The sequence below is a fragment of the Bradyrhizobium liaoningense genome (genome assembly GCF_018130825.1).
Taxonomy (GTDB): Bacteria; Pseudomonadota; Alphaproteobacteria; order Rhizobiales; family Xanthobacteraceae; genus Bradyrhizobium; species Bradyrhizobium liaoningense_B.
This window is the reverse complement of the sequence record NZ_JAFCJS010000011.1, coordinates 202,248-221,482: the sequence shown is the minus strand read 5'-3', so window position 1 is coordinate 221,482 and position 19,235 is coordinate 202,248. Positions and strand designations below refer to the sequence as shown.

The window sequence follows — 19,235 nt, the reverse complement described above, 5'->3', positions numbered from 1 at the left end:
GAGGACGGCAAGACCCCGATGGCGGTCGGTGTCGATTTGCGCGGTGAATCCTATGGCCTGCTGATCGACCAGATCGGCGAGGTGCTGCGCCTGCCCGAGGCTGGCATGGAAGAGAACCCCGTCAACCTCGATCCCCGCATGGCCAAGCTCGCCGGCGGCGTTCACCGCCTCGACGGCCAGCTCATGGTCGTGCTCGACGTCGATCGCGTCCTCGAGCTCGCGCCGGAGATGATGGCGGCCTGATACGGCGGCATCGCCGCCGACGTGCCAGTAATTGGAAGTGCCCCCGCAAAGGGGGAGGAAGCAGAGGTTCACATGCGAACTTGTCTCGTCGTTGATGATTCCAGCGTCATCCGCAAGGTTGCGCGCCGGATCCTGGAGGGCCTCGACTTCCAGATCCTCGAAGCCGAGGACGGTGAGAAGGCGCTGGAGGCCTGCAAGCGCGGCCTGCCTGACGCGGTGCTGCTCGACTGGAACATGCCGGTCATGGACGGCTACGAGTTCCTCGGCCATCTCCGGCGCATGCCCGGCGGCGACCAGCCCAAGGTGGTGTTCTGCACCACCGAGAACGACGTCGCGCACATCGCACGCGCGCTGCATGCCGGTGCCAACGAGTACATCATGAAACCGTTCGACAAGGACATCGTGACGGCGAAGTTCCAGGAAGTCGGACTTATCTGAGCGAACGCCCGGAGGCTGAACGGATCCTTCGGCGATTGTTTTCAACTGAACCGTTTCAGTCTGAGTTGGTGAGTAATGAGTGTTGCGTTCGCAGGTAATTCGACCACGGGCACGTCGCGCGAAGCCGGGCCGCTGCGGGTGATGATCGTTGACGATTCCGTCGTCATCCGCGGTCTGATCTCGCGCTGGATCGGCGCCGAGCACGACATGGAGGTCGCTGCTTCCTTGCGCACCGGGCTCGAGGCGGTCAACCAGCTCGAACGCATCAACCCCGATGTCGCCGTGCTCGACATCGAAATGCCCGAGCTCGACGGCATCTCGGCGCTGCCGAAATTGCTGGCGAAGAAGCGCGACCTCGTCATCATCATGGCCTCGACCCTGACCCGCCGCAACGCGGAGATCAGCTTCAAGGCGCTGTCGCTCGGCGCCGCCGACTACATTCCGAAGCCGGAATCGACCCGCGAGGCGTCCGCCGCCGACACCTTCCATCACGACCTGATCCAGAAGATCCGCCATCTCGGTGCGCGGCTGCGCCGCAAGCCCGCCGTTGCGAGCCCGCCGCTCGCGCCGGCGAGCCCGGCCCCGACCGTACGTGCACCAGCCATCGCGCGGCCGGCTGCGCCCGCACCGGCTCCGGCCTTGCATGCCCCGTCGTCGGGCGCGCTGTCGACGCGTCCGTTCTCGACCCAGGCACCGAAGGTGCTGCTGATCGGCTCCTCGACCGGCGGCCCGCAGGCGCTGATGGCGCTCGTCACCGAGCTCGGACCTGTCATCGACCGCTTCCCGGTGCTGATCACCCAGCACATGCCGCCGACCTTCACCACCATTCTTGCCGAGCATCTGGCGCGTTCGAGCCGCCGCCCGGCCGCCGAGGCGGTCGACGGCGAGCCGGTGAAGCCGGGACGCATCTATCTTGCGCCCGGCGGCAAGCACATGCGCCTCGCGCGCAGCGGCGCAGACACGGTGATCGCGCTCGACGACGGCCCCGCCGTCAATTTCTGCAAGCCTGCGGTCGATCCGCTCTTCACCTCCGCCATCGACATCTGGCATGGCGCCATCCTCTCGGTGATCCTGACTGGCATGGGCTCGGACGGCATGCGCGGCGGCAAGGATATCGTTGCGGCCGGCGGCAGCGTGATCGCGCAGGACGAAGCCTCCAGCGTGGTCTGGGGCATGCCGGGCGCGGCCGCCAATGCCGGCATCTGCGCGGCGATCCTGCCGCTCAACCAGATCGGCGCGAAGGTCAATCGCCTGTTCGCGGGAGACCGCTCGTGACGCCGACGGACTACGATTATCTGCGCAAGTTCCTGAAGGAGCGCTCCGGCCTCGATCTCTCGCCCGACAAGCAATATCTGGTCGAGAGCCGGCTGCTGCCGCTCGCCCGCAAGGCGAGTCTTCCGGGCATTCCCGACCTCGTGCTGAAGATCAGGAACGGCGACGGCCGGCTTGCGACCGACGTGGTCGAAGCCATGACCACCAACGAAACCTTCTTCTATCGCGACAAGATCCCGTTCGACCACTTACGCGACACCATCCTGCCGGGCCTGATCCGGGCACGCGCGGCGCGCAAGAGCTTGCGCATCTGGTCGGCGGCCTCGTCGACCGGGCAGGAACCCTATTCGATCGCGATGTGCGTGAAGGAGATGGGCTCGGCTCTCGCCGGCTGGCGCATCGAGATCGTCGCCACCGATCTGTCGCAGGAGGTGCTGGAAAAATCCAAGGCCGGCATCTACAGCCAGTTCGAGGTGCAGCGCGGCCTGCCGATCCAGCATTTGATGAAATACTTCACGCAAGTCGGCGAGCTCTGGCAGCTCAACGCCGACATTCGCGCCATGGTGCAGTTCCGCCAGCTCAACCTGTTGCAGGACTTCTCCCATCTCGGCACGTTCGACGTGATCTTCTGCCGCAACGTGCTGATCTATTTCGATCAGGACACCAAGGCGGTGATCTTCGAGCGCATGGCGAAGGCGATGGAGGCCGACGGCACCCTGCTGCTCGGGGCTGCCGAATCCGTCGTCGGCATCACCGACGTGTTCCGTCCGATCACCGAGCGGCGCGGCCTCTATCAGCTCAATCCCGCGCGCTCCGGCCGGGCGATGGGCGGACTGATGCCGCAGCCGCTGAAGGTCGCCGCGGCGAGGTGAATTCTCTCTGTCATTCCGGGCTCGCTCGCTTCGCGAGCGCCCCGGAATGAGGAGAAGATCTCACAAAATCGCATGCGGCAGAAACCGCGAGCCGTTGCCCGTGATCGGGCTCTCGTCCTCGCGGATCGACAGGCCGCACGGCTCGTGGTTCACCAGCCAGCTTCCGATCACCGGATAGAAGCCGGAAAAGTTCGGCAGCGGTGACAGCGCCTGCCGCACAAAACCTTCAGCGCCATAGGGGCCGGCCTGCTCGTCGAGCGGCATGCCGCCCGACACCAGCGTGACATTGGCGCCTTCGCGCGACAGCAGCGGCTTGCGTACATACGACGTTCCGAGCTCCGCCGCCCGCGCGTCATCCTCGAAGAAGGCCGGCAGCAGGTTGGGATGGTTCGGAAACATCTCCCAGAGCAGCGGCAAAATGCCCTTGTTGGAGAGCACAGCCTTCCATGGCGGCTCGATCCAGCGCGTCGGGGCCTCTTTCAGCTTTGCGCCGAAGGCGTCTTGGAACATCCATTCCCAGGGATAGAGTTTGAAGGCGAGCGCGATGTCGGCCTCGTCGAGATCGACGAAGCCGCCGTCCTCGTCGCGCCAGCCGACTTGTTCGATGTCGAGCAGCGTGGTCGAGAGTCCGGCCTGGCGCGCCGTGTCTTCGAGATAGGCGAGCGTGCCGGCGTCCTCGTCATTGCCGGTGGTGCCGGTGAGATGCAGGTGACGGCCGGCGGCGATCGACTTCCATGCCTCGATCAAGCGCTCGTGGATCGAGTTGAACTGATCGGCGCGCGAGGGAATGATGCGGCGTTCGATCGCCTGTTCGAGCCAGGTCCATTGGAACACGGCGGCCTCGAAGATCGAGGTCGGCGTATCCGCATTGTATTCGAGCAGCTTTGCCGGCCCCTTGCCGTCGAACATCAGGTCGAGCCGGCCATAGAGGCTGCGGTCGTCCCGCTCCCAGCTTTCGGCGATCAGGCTCCAGAACGCTTCCGGAATCTTCAGCCGTCGCAGATGCCGCTCGTCGCCGATCACGCGCCCGGCAAGCTCCAGGCACATCGCGTCGATCTCGCCGGTCGGCGTCTCGATGCCGCGCTCGATCTCGTCGAGCGTGAAGCCGTAATAGGCGCGCTCGTCCCAATAGCGGTCGCCGCCATTGGTGTGGAAGACGAAGCCGCATTGCGCTGCGGTCTCCCGCCAGTCGTCGCGCTCGAGACAGGTGATGCGCTGCATGGTCAACCGCCGCCCGAGAAGCCGTGCCCGAACGCGCCGAAGCCGCCGCGGCTCAAGCTGCTGTGGCCGGAATCGGATGACGTGCTCGACGAGGAATGGCTGGAGGAATCGCTGCTGAAGAAGCTCGATCGCGACGATGAGCCCGAGCCGCCGCTGCCGCCTGAGGAACTGCTCCTGCTGGTGCACGCGGTGCTCGTCTGCACCGCTGGATCCGTCCCGGGAGGAGGGGGCTCGCAGCTCTGCCGCGGCATCAGCGTGTAGGCGGTGGTGCCGACCGCGATCGTGCCCATCACGAGGAGAGCGACGTGACCGGAGCGCTTCACCGGCGGTCGGGAAGGCGGCGGCTCGGGAGGTGGCCGGCGCTTGCCGAACTGCTTGCTGGAGGGTTTGTCGGCCATCTCAGTAGATCATGCAGGCTGCGTTGAGGAGGCCGGCGGCGAGCGAGGACAGGCCGAGCCAGATGGCGGGCGCAAGCTCGCCGGCGGCGATCCGCGCCGACAGGTTCGGCACCGGCACCTTGACGAGGAAGAACACGATGACCTGCACGACCAGCGCGATCGTCGCCCAGATCAGGCAGTCCAGCACATTGGCCGAATGGGCGATCGCGCTCACCAGCGGTGCGACGAAGCCGAGCAGGCTGAGGCCGAGCGCGATCGCGGCGGCCGGCTCGTCGTCGCGGATCAGCTGGAACTCGTTGTAGGGGGTGATGCGGGTATAGACGAACAGATACGCCACGATCGCGATCAGGCCGGTGCAGAAATAGACCAGGAAGGCGGGCAGGCCGGCGAGTGATTGCAGGATCATCGTTCCCCCATCGTGCAGCGACCATTCGTCGGCGGGGAGAGCGTAGCGGTTCAACCACGGGAGCGCGACGAAGCAGCGCTCAGCTCCCCTAAAAAACGAAAACCCCGCCATTTGCGGCGGGGTCCAGGCTGGGAGGAGCAAGCCCGGGGGCTTGCGACGTAACCCTGAGATCAGGCGGGGATGCGCTCTTCGTGCTCGTGCGGCTCGCGCAGCACGTAGCCGCGGCCCCACACGGTCTCGATGAAGTTGCGGCCTTCGGAGGCGTTGGCGAGCTTCTTGCGGAGCTTGCAGATGAAGACGTCGATGATCTTCAGCTCCGGCTCGTCCATGCCGCCATAGAGGTGGTTCAGGAACATTTCCTTGGTGAGGGTCGTGCCCTTGCGGAGCGAGAGCAGCTCCAGCATCTGGTATTCCTTGCCGGTCAGATGCACGCGCTGGCCGCCGACTTCCACCGTCTTGGTGTCGAGGTTGACGACGAGGTCGCCGGTCTGGATGACCGACTGGGCATGGCCCTTGGAGCGGCGCACGATCGCGTGGATGCGGGCCACCAGCTCGTCCTTGTGGAAGGGCTTGGTCATGTAGTCGTCGGCGCCGACGCCGAGACCCTTGACCTTGTCCTCGATGCCGGCGAGGCCGGAGAGGATCAGAATCGGTGTCTTGATCTTGGAGACCCGGAGCTGCTTGAGCACGTCGTAGCCGGACATGTCGGGCAGGTTGAGGTCGAGGAGAATTATGTCGTAATCGTAAAGTTTACCGAGATCGACGCCTTCTTCCCCCAAATCGGTCGTGTAGACGTTGAAGCTCTCAGACTTCAGCATCAGCTCGATCGACTGCGCGACGGCGCTGTCATCTTCAATCAGCAAAACGCGCATGCCAGTTCCCCATAGTCGCCGCTCCTGGGCGTCAGGTCGGCCGCATTCGCGGCACTCAACAAAACGCCTTTGAACAACTGATTCGGATCCTGACAACAGATGGTTAACAAACTCTGATTCTGGAACGCAAGTCCCCCCGGTGCAATTTTTATCGAATCGCCCTAAGGTCTTGCGCTGGAAGCAGCTTTCGTTACCCCGATCCGTTCAAGCTCCACTTTAAGAGACGGGCCTAACCGACTCCCGCGACTCAGCCTTCTTCTGAAGGGGAGGCGCGCTCAGTCACAAAGACAGTGACGCAATGATTAATGATGCGGGTAAACACGAAGTTAAGCGCCGTTCAGAAATATGGCGAAACTTAAGAGTTTCACCGTGAAGGCCCGGAGCACGACGGCAATCACCCTCATGAAAGCCCTCTTATGAAGGCGGCCCCCTTATGAAGGCTCTTGCCGAACAGATCGGCGACATCGACGGCGTCAACATCTATGGCCGCGTGGTCGGCGTGCGCGGCCTGATGGTCGAGGTGGCAGGTCCCATCCATGCGATGTCGGTCGGCGCGCGGCTCGTGATCGAGACCGGCGCCAACCGTTTCATCCCCTGCGAGGTGATCGGCTTCTCCGGCAACAACGCCGTCGTGATGCCGTTCGCCGGGCTCGATGGCGTGCGCCGCGGCTGCAAGGCGGTCATCGCCAATGCGGCCAACCAGGTGCGGCCCTGTGCGGCCTGGCTCGGCCGCGTCGTCAATGCGCTGGGCGAGCCGATCGACGGCAAGGGGCCGCTGCCGCAGGGCTCCTCGCCGATGCCGTTCCGCAATACGCCGCCGCCGGCGCATTCCAGGAAGCGCGTCGGCGCGCCGCTGGATCTCGGCGTGCGCGCGATGAACACCTTTCTCACCTGCTGCCGCGGCCAGCGCATGGGCATTTTCGCGGGATCCGGCGTCGGCAAATCGGTGCTGCTGTCGATGCTCGCGCGCAATGTCGACGCCGCCGTCAGCGTCATCGGGCTGATCGGCGAACGCGGCCGCGAGGTGCAGGAATTCCTGCAGGACGATCTCGGCGAGGAGGGGCTCGCGCGTTCGGTCGTCGTGGTCGCAACCTCGGACGAGCCGGCGCTGATGCGCCGCCAGGCGGCGTATCTGACGCTCGCGGTCGCCGAATATTTCCGCGACGAGGACCAGGACGTGCTCTGCCTGATGGACTCGGTGACGCGCTTTGCCATGGCCCAGCGCGAGATCGGCCTGTCCGCCGGCGAGCCGCCGACCGCCAAGGGCTATACGCCGACCGTCTTCACCGAGCTGCCGAAGCTCCTGGAGCGGGCCGGGCCGGGCCTGGGCGAAGGCGCCATTACCGCGATCTTCACGGTGCTGGTCGACGGCGACGATCACAACGAGCCGATCGCGGACGCCGTCCGCGGCATCCTCGACGGCCACATCGTGATGCAGCGCTCGATCGCCGAGCGCGGCCGCTACCCCGCCATCAACATCCTCAAATCCGTCTCCCGAACCATGCCGAAATCAGCCGACCCGCAGTTCTGGCCGACCATCCAGAAGGCGCGGGCGGTGATGGCGACCTATGCCGACATGGAGGAATTGATCCGGCTCGGGGCCTACCGGGCCGGCTCCAGCCCCGAGGTCGACGAGGCGATCCGCCTGCACGAGCCGCTGGAAGCGTTCTTGCGGCAGCGCAAGGACGAAAATGCCTCACTGGCGGACGGCTATCGGCAGTTGGCGCAAATCCTCGGCAATTTGGAAACGGAACGCTAACTTTGTCAGTTCATCATCCGATCCCACAGAGTAGCAGAGCCGGTCTTGGCCCTAATCGGGCCTGTGGGGAGACCGGTGCCGTCCCACGTGCAGCTAGGGGACTTCTGGGGAGTACGAGTCGATGAAGTCACGTGATACCCTCATCCGCCTGAAGAAGTTCCAGGTCGACGAGAAGCGCCGCCGGGTCACCCAGATCGAGACCATGATCGCCGATTTCCAGCGGATGTCGGTCGATCTCGAACGCGAGATCCAGACCGAGCAGGAGCGTGCCGGGATCAACGATCCCTCGCACTTCGCCTATCCGACCTACGCCAAGGCCGCGATCCAGCGCCGCGAGAACCTGACGCGCTCGGCCGACGAGCTCAAGGGCCAGCTCGACGAAGCCAAGGCCGCTTTGGCCGAGGCCTTCGAGGAGCTGAAGAAGGTCGAGCTCCTGGACGAGCGCGACCAGGCCCGCGAGCGCGCCGAGGAGAACGCCCGTGAGCAGGCCGACCTCGACAGCATCGGCCTGATGCGCGCCCGCATCGGCGCCGTCGCTTAAACACACATCTATCGGTCAAACCACCGAGAATAGGCAAAACCCGGACCCGCAAGGTCCGGGTTTTCGTATGGGCTGTCCACAGCGCGGCGCCGCGCCCCTTGGTGGTCGGCTTTGCCGCGCGCTATGGTAGCGAAGTGCCGGGGCCTGCGCGGAACGCGACGGCCCACGTGTTGGGGGGCTGAATGCTGACGCCAGCAGAGCTGGTCGGGCTGATCGAGGCGGTCGCCAGGGGCGATCAGGCCGCGTTTGAGCGCCTCTACGTCGCCACCCGCGCGAAACTTTATGGCGTCGTGCTCCGTATCTTGCGTCGGCAGGATCTCGCAGAGGAGGTCATTCAGGAGACCTACGTCAAGATCTGGAACAGCGCCGGCCAGTTCAATCCGGCGCTCTCGTCGCCGATCACGTGGATGGCGTCGATCGCGCGCAACCGTGCGATCGACATCGTCCGCAAGAAGTCGGAAGTCTCCATCGAGGAAGAGCCTCAGGCGATGGAGGTTGCCGCCGACAGTCCCGATCCGCTGGCGCGCCGGGAGATGACCGAGGAGCTGAAGCGGCTCCTGGAATGCATCGGCCGGCTCGAGCCGGACCGTCAGAAGCTCGTGCTGCTCGCCTATTACAACGGCTGGAGCCGCGAGCAATTGGCGGAGAAGTTTTCGGCGCCCGTCAACACGGTGAAGACGTGGCTGCGGCGCAGCATGCTGGATATCCGGGAGTGCCTCGGATTGTGATGGCTCGGACGACGAGGAAGGTTCTGGACTGCAATTGATGGCCTACACGGAGGACCATATCGCGCTCGCCGCGGAATATGCGCTCGGCACCCTCGACGCCGACGAGCGCGCGCAGGTCGAGACCATGATGGCGGTGGACGCAGCGTTCGCCGAAATCGTGCAGGCCTGGTCCTATCGGCTCGGCGTCCTCAACCAGATGGTCGGCACGATCGAGCCGCGTCCGATCGTGTGGGAGAACATCAGGGCCGAGCTCGCGCGGACGGACTTTGCACAGGAGTCACCCGTGCAGGCCGAAGCCACGCCGCCTCCCGCGCCAGCGCTGGAATCGTCCCCGTTTGACGCTGTGTTGCCGCCTCCTTCGGACAGCGCGCCGCCGGCCGAGCCGCAGCCATCCGCAGCGGAGCCGCCGGAAGCGGCGCGGCCGGCTTCCGATACGCTCTCCGACGTCGCTCCGATCTTCATGCCGCAGGTCCATGCGCCCGATCCGGGCGTGGTGCATGCGCCGCCGCCAACCGTCGCCGACAACTCCAACGTGATCCGGCTCGAGGGCCGCGTGAAGCGCTGGCGCACCATCGCATCCGTCCTCAGTGCGCTTGCGGCCGCGCTGCTGGTGACGCTGTCGCTCCAGATCTTCCAGCCAGATGCGCTGCCGGGCGCGCTGCGTCCGCCGCCGCGCATCCAGACTGTCGAGGTCAAGGCACCGGCTCCGCTCGCCGCGTCCGCGCAATATGTCGCGCTGCTGCAGGGCCAGGGCGGCGGCCCGGCCTTCATCCTCACCATCGACGGCGCGACGCGGAATTTCACCGTGCGCAAGGTCGGCGCCACGCCGGAGCCCGGCAAGAGCTTTGAGCTGTGGCTGATCTCCGACAAGCTGCAGCGCCCGCGCTCGCTCGGCGTGATCGGCCAAGGCGAGTTCACCGCGCGTCCGCTGCTCGCCGGCTACGATGCCGACCTCGTCAACGGCGCGACCTACGCCGTCACCGTCGAGCAGGCCGGCGGCTCGCCGAGCGGCCAGCCGACCTCGGCGCCGGTGTTTTCCGGCAAGCTGATCGAGACCGTGCCGCCGGCGCAGCCGCAGGTGCCCGCGAAGAAGTAGGTGCTGCCGTAGCCCGGATGGAGCGCAAGCGTAATCCGGGGCCTTGCAATACGGAGAGACCGCCCCGGATTTCGCTGCGCTCCATCCGGGCTACAAGGTGTCGCCCTCGTCCATCCCGCCGTCGCATTTCGACAATCCCGGCCAAATCCCATCCCGGTTTGAACCTCCCCGCAATTCGCCGCGTCAAATCCCCGGAATTTGCAGTCGGCGCGGCCGATCATAGTGCCGAAGAGGGGCGAGAAATCAGATGGATGCAGCGAGAACGCCGGGCATCTTCATTCACCAATATGCAGGCCTGCCGATTGGTGCGGCCTTCGAGCATTGGCGCGACAGAGCCTTCGGCGCCTGCGGCCTCGACATCGGGCCGAGCCAGGGCGACAGCATCGATTGCCGGCTCCAGGTCAGCGTGGTCGACAATATCGTGCTCGCCATCCCCGAAGGCGCCTCCGCGCAATATTCGCGCACCCAGAGCCATCTTGCCGACGGCAGCGACGATCTCGTGCTGATCGCGGCACATGCGGGCCTCGTCCGCGTCGGGCAGAACGGCCATACCGTGGAGCTTGCGCCCGCGCAGATGGTGCTCGTCGACATGGGCATCACCGGTACCGTCGGCCACACCATTGAGGATCGTTTCACCAGCATCCGCATGCCGCGCCGCGCGCTGCTCGACATCAATCCGCGCGCCGAGGACAAGCTCTCGCAAGTGCTCTCCGACGGCGCGGTCGCCGAGACCATCTTCCGCTATCATGCGCTCGCCGCCAATCACGCGCCGCATCTCGACGCCGTCGGCCAGCGCCTGACCGCGCAGCACATGGTCGATCTCGTCGGTCTCCTGCTCGGCACCGATGCCGAGCACGCCAGCCTCGCGCGCGGCCGCGGGCACGCGGCGGCCCGCCTCGACCTGATGCAGGCCGACGTAATGGCCGCGCTCGGCCGCAACGATCTCTGCCTGGCCGAGGTCGCGACGCGCTCGGGGCTCAGCCCGCGCCAGGCGCAGCGCCTGTTCGAGCAGGCCGGCACCACCTTCACCGAATTCGTGCTGGAGCAGCGCCTCTTGCTGGCGCGAAAGCAGCTCGGCGATCCCCGGGCGAGGGCGCGCAAGATCAGCGACATCGCGCATTCCTCGGGCTTCTCCGACCTTTCCTATTTCAACCGCGCCTTCCGCAAGCGTTTTGGCGCGACGCCGTCGGAACTGCGCGAGGCGTAAGGCTCGCGATTTCGTGCAGCAGCCCTGCGCCGCCGCAGTTGGTCGATCGCGACGAATGCGCTATATCTGCTCGCGCGGGCAGGCCGCAGGATCTCTTTGGAAAGTGCGAGTAGGCGGACATGGCGCGTATCGTCGTGCTCGGCGCCGGGTTTGCAGGTCTGTGGGCGGCCATCGGCGCCGCGCGCAAACGCGACGAGATCGGCGCAGCGGGCGGTGACATCGAGATCCGCGTCATCGACCGCAATCCCTATCACAACATCCGCGTGCGCAATTACGAGACCGATCTCAGCGAGGTTGCGCTTCCGCTTGCGCAATTGCTCGATCCGATCGGCGTCACGCATGGCCTCGGCGAGGTCGAGGCCATCGACCCGGCGCATCGTCGTATATCGCTCGTCACCAGCGGCGGCGAGGAGACGCTGAGCTATGACCGTCTCGTGCTCGCGCTCGGCAGCGAGGTGATGCGTCCCGACATTCCGGGCCTTGCCGATCATGGGTTCGATGTCGATACCTATGCCGCGGCGCTTCGCCTCGAGGATCATCTCGCCTCGCTTGGGCGCAGCGCGCCGTCGCCGGGGCGTTCGACGGTCGTGGTGGTCGGCGCCGGCTTTACCGGCATCGAGGTTGCGGCCGAAATGCCGGACAAGCTGGCGCGCGCCGGCATCACCGGCAGCCGCCGCATCATCCTGGTCGATCCCAATCCGGCCGTGGGCGCCACCATCGGTGCGCAGGCGCGTCCCGTGATCGCGACGGCGCTCACCTCGCTCGATGTCGAGACGCGGCTCGGCGCGCGCGTCGTCTCGATCGAGGCCGCCGGCATTCGCCTGAGCTCGGGCGAGTTCATCCCGACCCAGACGGTGATCTGGTGCGCGGGCATGCGTGCGAGCCGGCTGGCGGCGAGCTTTCCGGGCGCGCGCGATCGCCTCGGGCGCCTGCTGGTCGATCCCTTCATGCGCGTTGCGGATCTGCCTGGCGTGTTCGCGGCCGGCGACGTCGCCTCCAGCGTGGTCGACGGGCTGCATCCGACCGTGATGTCCTGCCAGTTCGCCCGGCCCATGGGACGCTTCGCCGGCCACAACGTGGTGGCCGATCTTGTCGGTGAGCCGATGCTGCCGCTGCGGATCGACTGGTACGTCACTGTGCTCGATCTCGGCGGCGGGGGCGCGCTCTATACGGAGGGGTGGGATCGCGAGGTCCGCGCCACCGGCGCGGCCGCGAAGGCGACCAAGCAGACCATCAACCGCAAGCGCATCTATCCGCCGCTCAACGGCAGCAAGGATGAGCTGTTCGCGGCAGCGGCGCCGATCGTGCAGGCGCCGCCGCCGACCTACGGGACGCCGCGCCGTTGAGCCGGGTCATGCGTCCATCGGCCAATCGTCGGCAAATAACCCGAAGCAGACGTTCAACGCCGCCAGCTATTGAGCTTCAACGTAGCGTATGATGCTCTGGTTCTGGACGTTCGCCACCAATTCATCCGCGCGGGACAAGAGACGACGGAGCAGGGGCGACGGATTGGCCCGATTGTATCCCAGCGCCAAATCGACCGTTGGCGTGCCGCCCTCGAGCGCTCTGGCGACGACGTTCGGTGCCAGCATGTTCTGCGCATAGAGAGGGACGAGGCTAATTCCGCCCGTGGAGGCCACGAGCGACATGGCCGATGATATGTTTTCGCCTTCGTACTTCGCCTTCAGAGTAATACCGACCCGAGATGCGTAGTTCTGGATGACCTCCTGCAAGACGGGCGACGTTCTTGCCGAACTGACATAGATCTCGCGCGCGAGATCCTGGGGACGGATCTTCTTGCGCGATGCCAGACGATGTTCGGCCGGCAACACGGCTATCAAGGGCTCCTTCGCCAACATCTTGAAGACGACGCCCTCGTTGTCTTTCTCGGGACGAAGGAAGGCTATGTCCAACTTTCCCCGCATCAATGCGAGCGCGAGTTCTGGTGAAGATTGCGTGCTGAGCGTGACTTCAACATCGGGTGCTTCCTCGCGGAGGATGCGCAGAAGCTGGGGGAGCCACATCACCTCCAACCCGACGAGAAAACCCATCGAGAGGACGGGCCTTTGCGGTTGCGCCGTCTGCCGGGCCCCCTCCGTTGCCGCCTCAACCTGCAGCAGCGCCAGCCGCGCATGATCAAGAAACACTCTTCCGGCAGCGGTCAGCGTCACGCCGCGCGCCTGGCGCTCCAATAACTGTACGCCGACTTCGGCTTCCAGATCGCGGATCTGCCGGCTCAGCGACGGCTGAGAGGTGTTCAGTCGCCGCTGGGCGGCAGTGAGCAGGCTGCCTTCTTCAGCGACGGCAACGAAATAGCGCAGGTGCCGGAGTTCCATGACCCCTCGTATATCTTCCAGGCATAGCTCGAAGCGTACAAGGTCTTGGTCAGCGGCCAAAGAGAGATTTACCGTTTCGCAGTCTGCAACCAAAAAAGGACAAAGAACAATGTCGACTCCGAAGCCCAGCATCGCTTCTGCCATGGCCTTTGGGCCGATGGCTCCTGCTTCAGCAAAGTGATCCCCGCGCTCGAGGCCAAGGAAAGGGCTCGCTGGGGCCTTTGACTCTAAAACTCCGGCCACAAACTTTTCGATGAATGTCTAACAGCGCAGATGGAGCGACTCGATGCCCACGATCACGACGACAGACGGCGTAAAAATCTTCTACAAGGATTGGGGATCAGGTCAGCCAATCGTTTTCAGCCACGGTTGGCCGCTGACAGCGGACGACTGGGACGCCCAGGTGACCTTCTTCCTTCGCCACGGCTACCGCGTGATCGCCCACGACCGGCGCGGCCACGGCCGATCCGACCAGCCCGGCACCGGCAACGACATGGACCACTGGGTTGCCGACCTCGCGGCCCTGACCGAGCATCTCAACCTGCGCGACGCGATCCACATCGGCCACTCCACAGGTGGCGGTGAGGTGGCTCGCTATGTCGCTCGCCACCAGGAGCGCGTCGCGAAGGCGGCGCTGGTCGCTTCACTGACGCCGAACATGTACCGGAGCGAGGACAACCCGTCCGGTCAACCGCCGGAGTGGTTCGAAGCGATCCGGGCAGGCGTGCTGGGCAACCGGTCGGAGTTCTACCGTTTCGTCCCTGAGAATCCGTTCTACGGCTACAACCTGGATGGGGCGAAGCCTTCGGAGGCGATCATTGCCAACTGGTGGCGCCAGGGCATGGCCGGCGGTGCCCTCGCTCATTACGCAACCGTCGACTCCTGGCTTGAAGATTACACCGCAGACCTCAAGAAGATCACCGTGCCGGTGCTGGTAATGCATGGCGAGGCTGATCAAGTCGTCCCGTTCGCAAGTTCAGTGCCGCGCGCGGTCGACCTGCTGAAGAGCGGGTCACTGAAGACTTATCCCGGCTATCCCCACGGCATGCTCACCACGCATGCGGATGTCCTCAACCCCGACCTGCTCTCGTTCATCAGGTCGTGACGACATCTCTCATCGATTATCGCCTAGGAGTTTGGGGATGTAGATTGAGGAGGGTTCGGGTTTCGTCGGGTCGGCCCAGCCACAAGCCCTCGCGGTGCCCGACGGGCAAAACACGCTAACCGTGGGGCAACTCCCACCGGCAAAAATATTCTACTTTACCGAAATTCGGAGACGGCGTATCCATTGCGGCAACCCGGCCCAAGGAAGAGGGGCGTATCGCGATCGTCTCGAACGCGGGCCGGGCGGCGGTGGACGCGGGTCACATCGGCGCGAAGGGTTTTGCAGGGCGGGCGACCGTGAGCAAAATAAGTCGCGCACACGACCGGTGCGATCTGCGTACAGCAAAATCGTGTGGTCCTGGCGCCCGGGGTCTGTGCGCCAAGTCTTGCGGTGATGCGTGCGGCCCAACCGGGCCCTCGCGTCAGTCATCCGCAAGGCGACGGGGGCAATAGTGCATCGCTCCCCGGGGAGAGCACGACATAAGCCGTAAGCCCACTGCGCAGGGAAGGCCGGTTGCTCGGCTCCACCTGTATGCCGCTGTGCAGATTCTTGTTGCCACCTTTCGCACAGTGGACCGTGGGTGCCCGGCCGGCACCCGGTCTTCCCTGCGCCCTCTTTCAATCGAGGGCGAGGCGACGAAGCATAGCTCGGGCGAAAGATGCCGCGAGGATGCGAAGGTGTGTCTGCAATGAAGACGCGAATGAATGGAGCGACGCCGTGACCACTCACTCCGTCATTGCGAGCGCAGCGAAGCAATCCAGAATCTTTCCGCGGAGGGATCCTGGATTGCTTCGCTACGCTCGCAATGACGGTTGGAGAGGGCATGCGCTCGCAAGGACGAGCTAGCCCAGACGTGAGAAAGCGCCCGTGGGGGGCGGGCGCTTTCCGTAGTCGACTTGGGGTTGGGGTCGTCTACATATCCACGTGGCGACTTTGGGGGGCTGGTAAAGAGCCGCGTGAATTCACAAAACTCGTCAAATCTCCTTAGCGAACGAGGGACGCGTTCGAGCTGGTGATAGCGACCGGCTTGCCGGCCTTGATGACGCGGGCCGTCTGGGTCAGGCCTTCATCCGAACCCGAGCGTGCCGTGATGCCGAAGCCTGCCACCGCGATCCCCGCAACGAGGGCGACGACCACAATCTTCAAATGGGTCGCGCGATCGGCGCTGTAGATCGAGTGGTTCATGGAAGCCTCCTGCCGCCACCTACCCGAAGTAGTCGCCGGCCGTTCGAGGCAGGTTCATGCTTCCGGTGCCCAACAACGTAGTATTGGGTGGATTCGTTCCCAAGAGGCGATCACAAGAGCGTGACAGGACGTGAAAGATCGCGATCAAGAAGAGGCTCTTGATCGTTCTTTTTTATAATTATTTCAAAGCTGTAATGTGCCTGCCGGGCGCCTTTTCGGTCGTTGGTCCACAAGGCGCCAGGAACTCAAAAACCATTTGCCTGTGGCCGAAAAACACACGGCTTCTTAAGGCAAATCAGATGCTTCCGACCGTTTTCAACCTCGCCCTAGGGTGGATTTCAGCTTGTGACAACACAGTCGTCTGAGCCCGGAACCGCTCGACCAGGGAGCGCACGAAGGGACGAATTGCCGCGGAGGTGACCAGCACCGGCGCCTCGCCTTCGCGCGCGGCGCGCTCGAACGCCTCGCGCACGGCGGTCATGAACTCCGACAGCTTCGAGGGCTGCATGGCGAGGCTGCGCTCTTCGCCCTGGCCGATGATGGATTCGGCGAAGGCCTGCTCCCACCGCGCCGACAGCGCGATCAGCGGCAGATAGCCGTTATAGGAGGTGTTCTGCGCGCAGATCTGCCGGGCGAGGCGGGCACGGACGTGCTCGACCATGGTGGAGGGATTGCGCGAGAAGGCGAGCGAGTCCGCGATGCCCTCGAGGATGGTCGAGAGATCGCGGATCGAGATGCGCTCGGCGAGCAGCAGCTGCAGCACGCGCTGGATGCCGGAGACCGTGACCTGTCCGGGGACGATGTCCTTGACCAGCTCGCTCTGCTCCTTCGGCAGCTCCTTGAGCAGTTTCTGCACCTCGCCATAGGAGAGCAGGTCCGACATGTTGGCCTTGAGCAGCTCGGTGAGATGGGTCGAGAGCACGGTCGCGGCGTCGACGACGGTGTAGCCCTTGAGCGAGGCTTCTTCCTTGAGGCTGGCGTCGACCCAGGTCGCGGGCAGGCCGAAGGTCGGCTCGGTGGTGTGGATGCCGGGCACCTGAACCTGGCTGCCGCCGGGGTCCATGACCATGAACTGGTTCGGCCAGATCTTGCCGGTGCCGGCGTCGACCTCCTTGATCTTGATGATGTAGGTGTTGGCCTCGAGCTGAACGTTGTCGAGGATACGCACCGCCGGCATCACGAAACCCATCTCGATCGCGAGCGAGCGGCGCAGCGCCTTGATCTGCTCGGTGAGGCGGTCGGTGCCGTCGGGCCCGTTGACGAGCGGCAGCAGGGCATAGCCGAGCTCGATCTTGAGGTCGTCGATCTTCAGCGCCGCCGAGATCGGCTCTTCCGCCGCGGCCGCGCCGGCTGCACCCGGTGCACCGGCGGCAGGCGCGGCGTTTGCAGCTTCCTCGGCCTTCACGGCGGTACGCTTGTGGTTGCGGGCGTGCCAGGCGAGCGCGCCGGCGCCGGCGCCGAGCGCCAGGAAGGGGATGGTCGGAATGCCCGGCAGGGCCGCCAGCACCAGCATCACCGCCGAGGACATCGCCAGCGCCTGCGGATAGCCGGAGAACTGCTTCATCAGCGCCTTGTCGGCGGCGCCGGACACGCCGGCCTTGGAGACGAGCAGGCCGGCGGCGGTCGAGACGATCAGCGCCGGTACTTGGGTGACGAGGCCGTCACCCACCGTCAGCAGCGTGTAGCTGCGTCCGGCGTCGGCGAAAGACATGCCCTGCTGCGCCACGCCGATGATCATGCCGCCGACGACGTTGATGAAGACGATCAGAAGGCCGGCGATGGCATCGCCGCGGACGAATTTGGAGGCACCGTCCATGGCGCCGAAGAAGCCGCTCTCGTCCTCCAGCTCCTTGCGGCGCTGCTTGGCGACCTTCTCGTCGATCAGGCCGGCGGAGAGGTCGGCATCGATCGCCATCTGCTTGCCGGGCATGGCGTCGAGGTGGAAGCGCGCGGCGACTTCGGCGATACGGCCCGAGCCCTTGGTGATGACGACGAAGTTGACGATGATCAGGATGGCGAAGACGATGATGCCGATGACGAAATTGCCGCCCATCACGAAGCTGCCGAAGGCTTCGATGACGTGACCGGCGGCGTCCGTGCCCTCGTGGCCGTGCGACAGGATCAGGCGGGTCGAGGCCATGTTGAGCGACAGGCGCAGCATGGTCGAGATCAGCAGGATGGTCGGGAAGGCCGAGAATTCCAGCGGCGCCTGGATGAACAGCGACGTCATCAGGATCAGGATCGAGAGCGTGATCGAGATCGCCAGGAACAGGTCCAGCACGATCGCGGGCAGGGGAAGGATCAGCACCACCAGGATGGTGAGGATGCCGAGCGCCAGCGCGATGTCGCCGCGCTTGAGGATGTTGACGATCTCGTTGAGGGAGGGGACGCCGGGCTTGGTGCCGCCTACGCCCTGTCCCGCGGTGACGTCGACCATCGTAGCTGCCTCCCCGCGCGACTGCCGGCCGCGCGCCCCAAACGTCTGCGCGGCGGCCGATGGGCCGCCGTTCCGAAAGTGAGGCACCGCACTGGCGTCCACGGGGGGTCTCCCGTTCTACGCGGCTGACGACACTCGACTTCACTCGGCAATTCTTGCCGGGTGTATGGTTAGCAAAGGGTTAACGGAGGGTGCTGGCGGGGGCGGACCGGGGTGTTTCAGGGCTCCGCGGGCGTCATTCCGGGGCGATGCGCAGCATCGAACCCGGAATCTCGAGATTCCGGGTCTGGTCCTACGGACTATCCCGGAATGACGGGGCAGGTGGCAAAGCGCCCCTACTTCGCCTTCTGCATCTTCGTCACCGTGTACCCCGAGGTCGCCTCCTCGGCCTCGAAGGTCACCTTGTCGCCGACCTTCACCTGCTTGAGCATGGCGAGGTCCTTGACGCGGTACACCATGGTCATGGGCTCATCCATGCCGAGGCTCTTGGCCGGCCCGTGCTTGAGCGTGATCTTGCCCGCGCTCTCGTCGATCTTCTTGACCTCGCCGCCAATCGAAGCGCCTTCGGCCGCGATGGCTCCGGCAGCAAGGCTCACGGTCAGCGCCAGCGCTGCAGCGATGCGGATGATGCGGTTCATGGAAATCTCCACTGTTACTTGACGGTGACCTGGCCGACCATGCCGTACTCGCGATGGTCGGGGATCAGGCAGGAGAACTCGAAGGTGCCGGCCTTGGTGAATTTCCAGACGACCTCGGCCGTCTTGTTGGGCGCAAGCCGCACGCCGTTGGGCTCGTCGTGCTCCATGTGCGGATGCTTCTTCATCACCTCGGCATGCGCGAGATTCTCCTTGGTGGTCGCCAGCAGGAACTCGTGGTCCTCCTTGCCGACATTGCGCAGCACGAAGCGGATCTGCTCGCCGCGCTTCACGCTGATCTTCGACGGCTCGTACGACATCTCGCTCAGCGCGATCTCGATGGTGCGCGCCGGCTTCTTGGGATCGCCGGGCTCGCCCGCTGAAAAGGACGCATGGCCGTGATTTTCGTGCGCGCCGGCGGACGAGATCGAGAGCGCTGCCAGCGCGAGGACGAATGTGACGGTCTTCTTCATTGTAGTCTCCA

Annotated in this window: 20 protein-coding genes; 11 read left to right on the top strand and 9 right to left on the bottom strand. The window is 65.0% G+C overall.

The window, feature by feature from the left end; translation table 11 throughout:
- The 4 genes from JQ603_RS34790 to JQ603_RS34775 form a co-directional block, all read left to right on the top strand.
- Positions 1–243 (top strand): chemotaxis protein CheW (locus JQ603_RS34790; protein WP_212347069.1); only part of this gene is annotated, 243 nt, incomplete at its 5' end.
- Positions 244–315: 72 nt separating this feature from the next.
- Positions 316–681, top strand: a complete 366-nt coding sequence (locus tag JQ603_RS34785) for a response regulator (protein WP_007600538.1) — start codon at positions 316–318, stop codon at positions 679–681.
- Between the two features lie 75 nt (positions 682–756).
- Positions 757–1,956, top strand: coding sequence for a protein-glutamate methylesterase/protein-glutamine glutaminase (locus JQ603_RS34780; RefSeq protein ID WP_212347066.1), 1,200 nt, complete (start codon positions 757–759; stop codon positions 1,954–1,956).
- Positions 1,953–2,825, top strand: a complete 873-nt coding sequence (locus JQ603_RS34775; RefSeq protein ID WP_212347063.1) for a CheR family methyltransferase — start codon at positions 1,953–1,955, stop codon at positions 2,823–2,825. The genes JQ603_RS34780 and JQ603_RS34775 overlap by 4 nt, the downstream gene beginning before the upstream one ends.
- 60 nt (positions 2,826–2,885) lie before the next feature.
- On the opposite strand, the gene JQ603_RS34770 is transcribed toward JQ603_RS34775, so the two are convergent.
- The 4 genes from JQ603_RS34770 to ctrA form a co-directional block, all read right to left on the bottom strand.
- Positions 2,886–4,046 carry a glutathionylspermidine synthase family protein gene (locus JQ603_RS34770; RefSeq protein ID WP_212347060.1) on the bottom strand — a complete coding sequence of 387 codons (1,161 nt, stop codon included), beginning with the start codon at positions 4,044–4,046 and terminating at the stop codon, positions 2,886–2,888.
- A 2-nt stretch (positions 4,047–4,048) separates the two neighbouring features.
- A complete protein-coding gene (locus JQ603_RS34765; RefSeq protein ID WP_212347057.1) occupies positions 4,049–4,444 on the bottom strand; it encodes a hypothetical protein in 396 nt (131 codons plus the stop codon).
- Position 4,445: 1 nt separating this feature from the next.
- Positions 4,446–4,850: a DUF350 domain-containing protein gene (locus tag JQ603_RS34760; protein WP_130371096.1), complete on the bottom strand. Its 405-nt coding sequence runs from the start codon at positions 4,848–4,850 to the stop codon at positions 4,446–4,448.
- 170 nt (positions 4,851–5,020) lie between these two features.
- Positions 5,021–5,722, bottom strand: a complete 702-nt coding sequence (ctrA, locus tag JQ603_RS34755) for a response regulator transcription factor CtrA (RefSeq protein ID WP_008138878.1) — start codon at positions 5,720–5,722, stop codon at positions 5,021–5,023.
- A gap of 433 nt (positions 5,723–6,155) precedes the next feature.
- Between ctrA and fliI the strand changes: the two genes are divergently transcribed.
- From fliI to JQ603_RS34725, 6 genes are all read left to right on the top strand, one after another.
- Positions 6,156–7,481: a flagellar protein export ATPase FliI gene (gene fliI, locus JQ603_RS34750; protein WP_212347054.1), complete on the top strand. Its 1,326-nt coding sequence runs from the start codon at positions 6,156–6,158 to the stop codon at positions 7,479–7,481.
- A 121-nt stretch (positions 7,482–7,602) separates the two neighbouring features.
- On the top strand, positions 7,603–8,022 hold the full coding sequence (gene fliJ, locus JQ603_RS34745) for a flagellar export protein FliJ (protein WP_011084990.1): 420 nt from the start codon (positions 7,603–7,605) through the stop codon (positions 8,020–8,022).
- 182 nt (positions 8,023–8,204) lie between these two features.
- Positions 8,205–8,750: a sigma-70 family RNA polymerase sigma factor gene (locus tag JQ603_RS34740; protein WP_212347052.1), complete on the top strand. Its 546-nt coding sequence runs from the start codon at positions 8,205–8,207 to the stop codon at positions 8,748–8,750.
- 37 nt (positions 8,751–8,787) lie between these two features.
- Entirely contained in the window at positions 8,788–9,846 is a 1,059-nt protein-coding gene (locus JQ603_RS34735) for an anti-sigma factor (RefSeq protein WP_212347049.1), read from the top strand.
- Positions 9,847–10,093: 247 nt separating this feature from the next.
- The gene (locus tag JQ603_RS34730) at positions 10,094–11,053 is read left to right on the top strand and encodes a helix-turn-helix transcriptional regulator (protein WP_212347047.1); all 960 of its coding nucleotides are present in this window, start codon (positions 10,094–10,096) and stop codon (positions 11,051–11,053) included.
- Positions 11,054–11,172: 119 nt separating this feature from the next.
- Positions 11,173–12,399, top strand: coding sequence for an NAD(P)/FAD-dependent oxidoreductase (locus JQ603_RS34725; RefSeq protein ID WP_212347043.1), 1,227 nt, complete (start codon positions 11,173–11,175; stop codon positions 12,397–12,399).
- A gap of 66 nt (positions 12,400–12,465) precedes the next feature.
- Here JQ603_RS34725 and JQ603_RS34720 read toward each other — a convergent pair whose 3' ends face one another.
- Positions 12,466–13,389, bottom strand: coding sequence for a LysR substrate-binding domain-containing protein (locus JQ603_RS34720; RefSeq protein WP_212347108.1), 924 nt, complete (start codon positions 13,387–13,389; stop codon positions 12,466–12,468).
- 286 nt (positions 13,390–13,675) lie between these two features.
- Between JQ603_RS34720 and JQ603_RS34715 the strand changes: the two genes are divergently transcribed.
- On the top strand, positions 13,676–14,494 hold the full coding sequence (locus JQ603_RS34715) for an alpha/beta fold hydrolase (protein WP_212347040.1): 819 nt from the start codon (positions 13,676–13,678) through the stop codon (positions 14,492–14,494).
- Between the two features lie 984 nt (positions 14,495–15,478).
- Here the strand turns inward: JQ603_RS34715 and JQ603_RS34710 are convergent.
- From JQ603_RS34710 to JQ603_RS34695, 4 genes are all read right to left on the bottom strand, one after another.
- Positions 15,479–15,679 (bottom strand): hypothetical protein, encoded by a 201-nt coding sequence (locus JQ603_RS34710; protein ID WP_212347038.1) that lies wholly within the window; start codon positions 15,677–15,679, stop codon positions 15,479–15,481.
- Between the two features lie 295 nt (positions 15,680–15,974).
- Positions 15,975–18,116: a flagellar biosynthesis protein FlhA gene (gene flhA, locus JQ603_RS34705; protein WP_212347036.1), complete on the bottom strand. Its 2,142-nt coding sequence runs from the start codon at positions 18,114–18,116 to the stop codon at positions 15,975–15,977.
- 335 nt (positions 18,117–18,451) lie between these two features.
- Positions 18,452–18,754: a copper-binding protein gene (locus JQ603_RS34700; RefSeq protein ID WP_212347033.1), complete on the bottom strand. Its 303-nt coding sequence runs from the start codon at positions 18,752–18,754 to the stop codon at positions 18,452–18,454.
- Positions 18,755–18,768: 14 nt separating this feature from the next.
- On the bottom strand, positions 18,769–19,224 hold the full coding sequence (locus tag JQ603_RS34695; RefSeq protein ID WP_212347030.1) for a cupredoxin domain-containing protein: 456 nt from the start codon (positions 19,222–19,224) through the stop codon (positions 18,769–18,771).
- Between the last annotated feature and the right edge of the window lie 11 nt (positions 19,225–19,235).

Excerpts from the sequence above, each read along its gene's own strand:
- JQ603_RS34780 (WP_212347066.1), top strand. The coding sequence starts at position 757 with ATGAGTGTTGCGTTCGCAGGTAATTCGACCACGGGCACGTCGCGCGAA.
- fliJ (WP_011084990.1), top strand. The coding sequence starts at position 7,603 with ATGAAGTCACGTGATACCCTCATCCGCCTGAAGAAGTTCCAGGTCGAC.
- flhA (WP_212347036.1), bottom strand. The coding sequence starts at position 18,116 with ATGGTCGACGTCACCGCGGGACAGGGCGTAGGCGGCACCAAGCCCGGC.
- JQ603_RS34740 (WP_212347052.1), top strand. The coding sequence starts at position 8,205 with ATGCTGACGCCAGCAGAGCTGGTCGGGCTGATCGAGGCGGTCGCCAGG.
- JQ603_RS34770 (WP_212347060.1), bottom strand. The coding sequence starts at position 4,046 with ATGCAGCGCATCACCTGTCTCGAGCGCGACGACTGGCGGGAGACCGCA.
- ctrA (WP_008138878.1), bottom strand. The coding sequence starts at position 5,722 with ATGCGCGTTTTGCTGATTGAAGATGACAGCGCCGTCGCGCAGTCGATC.
- JQ603_RS34715 (WP_212347040.1), top strand. The coding sequence starts at position 13,676 with ATGCCCACGATCACGACGACAGACGGCGTAAAAATCTTCTACAAGGAT.
- JQ603_RS34730 (WP_212347047.1), top strand. The coding sequence starts at position 10,094 with ATGGATGCAGCGAGAACGCCGGGCATCTTCATTCACCAATATGCAGGC.
- JQ603_RS34765 (WP_212347057.1), bottom strand. The coding sequence starts at position 4,444 with ATGGCCGACAAACCCTCCAGCAAGCAGTTCGGCAAGCGCCGGCCACCT.
- JQ603_RS34700 (WP_212347033.1), bottom strand. The coding sequence starts at position 18,754 with ATGAACCGCATCATCCGCATCGCTGCAGCGCTGGCGCTGACCGTGAGC.
- fliI (WP_212347054.1), top strand. The coding sequence starts at position 6,156 with ATGAAGGCTCTTGCCGAACAGATCGGCGACATCGACGGCGTCAACATC.
- JQ603_RS34710 (WP_212347038.1), bottom strand. The coding sequence starts at position 15,679 with ATGAACCACTCGATCTACAGCGCCGATCGCGCGACCCATTTGAAGATT.
- JQ603_RS34725 (WP_212347043.1), top strand. The coding sequence starts at position 11,173 with ATGGCGCGTATCGTCGTGCTCGGCGCCGGGTTTGCAGGTCTGTGGGCG.
- JQ603_RS34735 (WP_212347049.1), top strand. The coding sequence starts at position 8,788 with ATGGCCTACACGGAGGACCATATCGCGCTCGCCGCGGAATATGCGCTC.
- JQ603_RS34695 (WP_212347030.1), bottom strand. The coding sequence starts at position 19,224 with ATGAAGAAGACCGTCACATTCGTCCTCGCGCTGGCAGCGCTCTCGATC.
- JQ603_RS34720 (WP_212347108.1), bottom strand. The coding sequence starts at position 13,389 with ATGGAACTCCGGCACCTGCGCTATTTCGTTGCCGTCGCTGAAGAAGGC.
- JQ603_RS34785 (WP_007600538.1), top strand. The coding sequence starts at position 316 with ATGCGAACTTGTCTCGTCGTTGATGATTCCAGCGTCATCCGCAAGGTT.
- JQ603_RS34760 (WP_130371096.1), bottom strand. The coding sequence starts at position 4,850 with ATGATCCTGCAATCACTCGCCGGCCTGCCCGCCTTCCTGGTCTATTTC.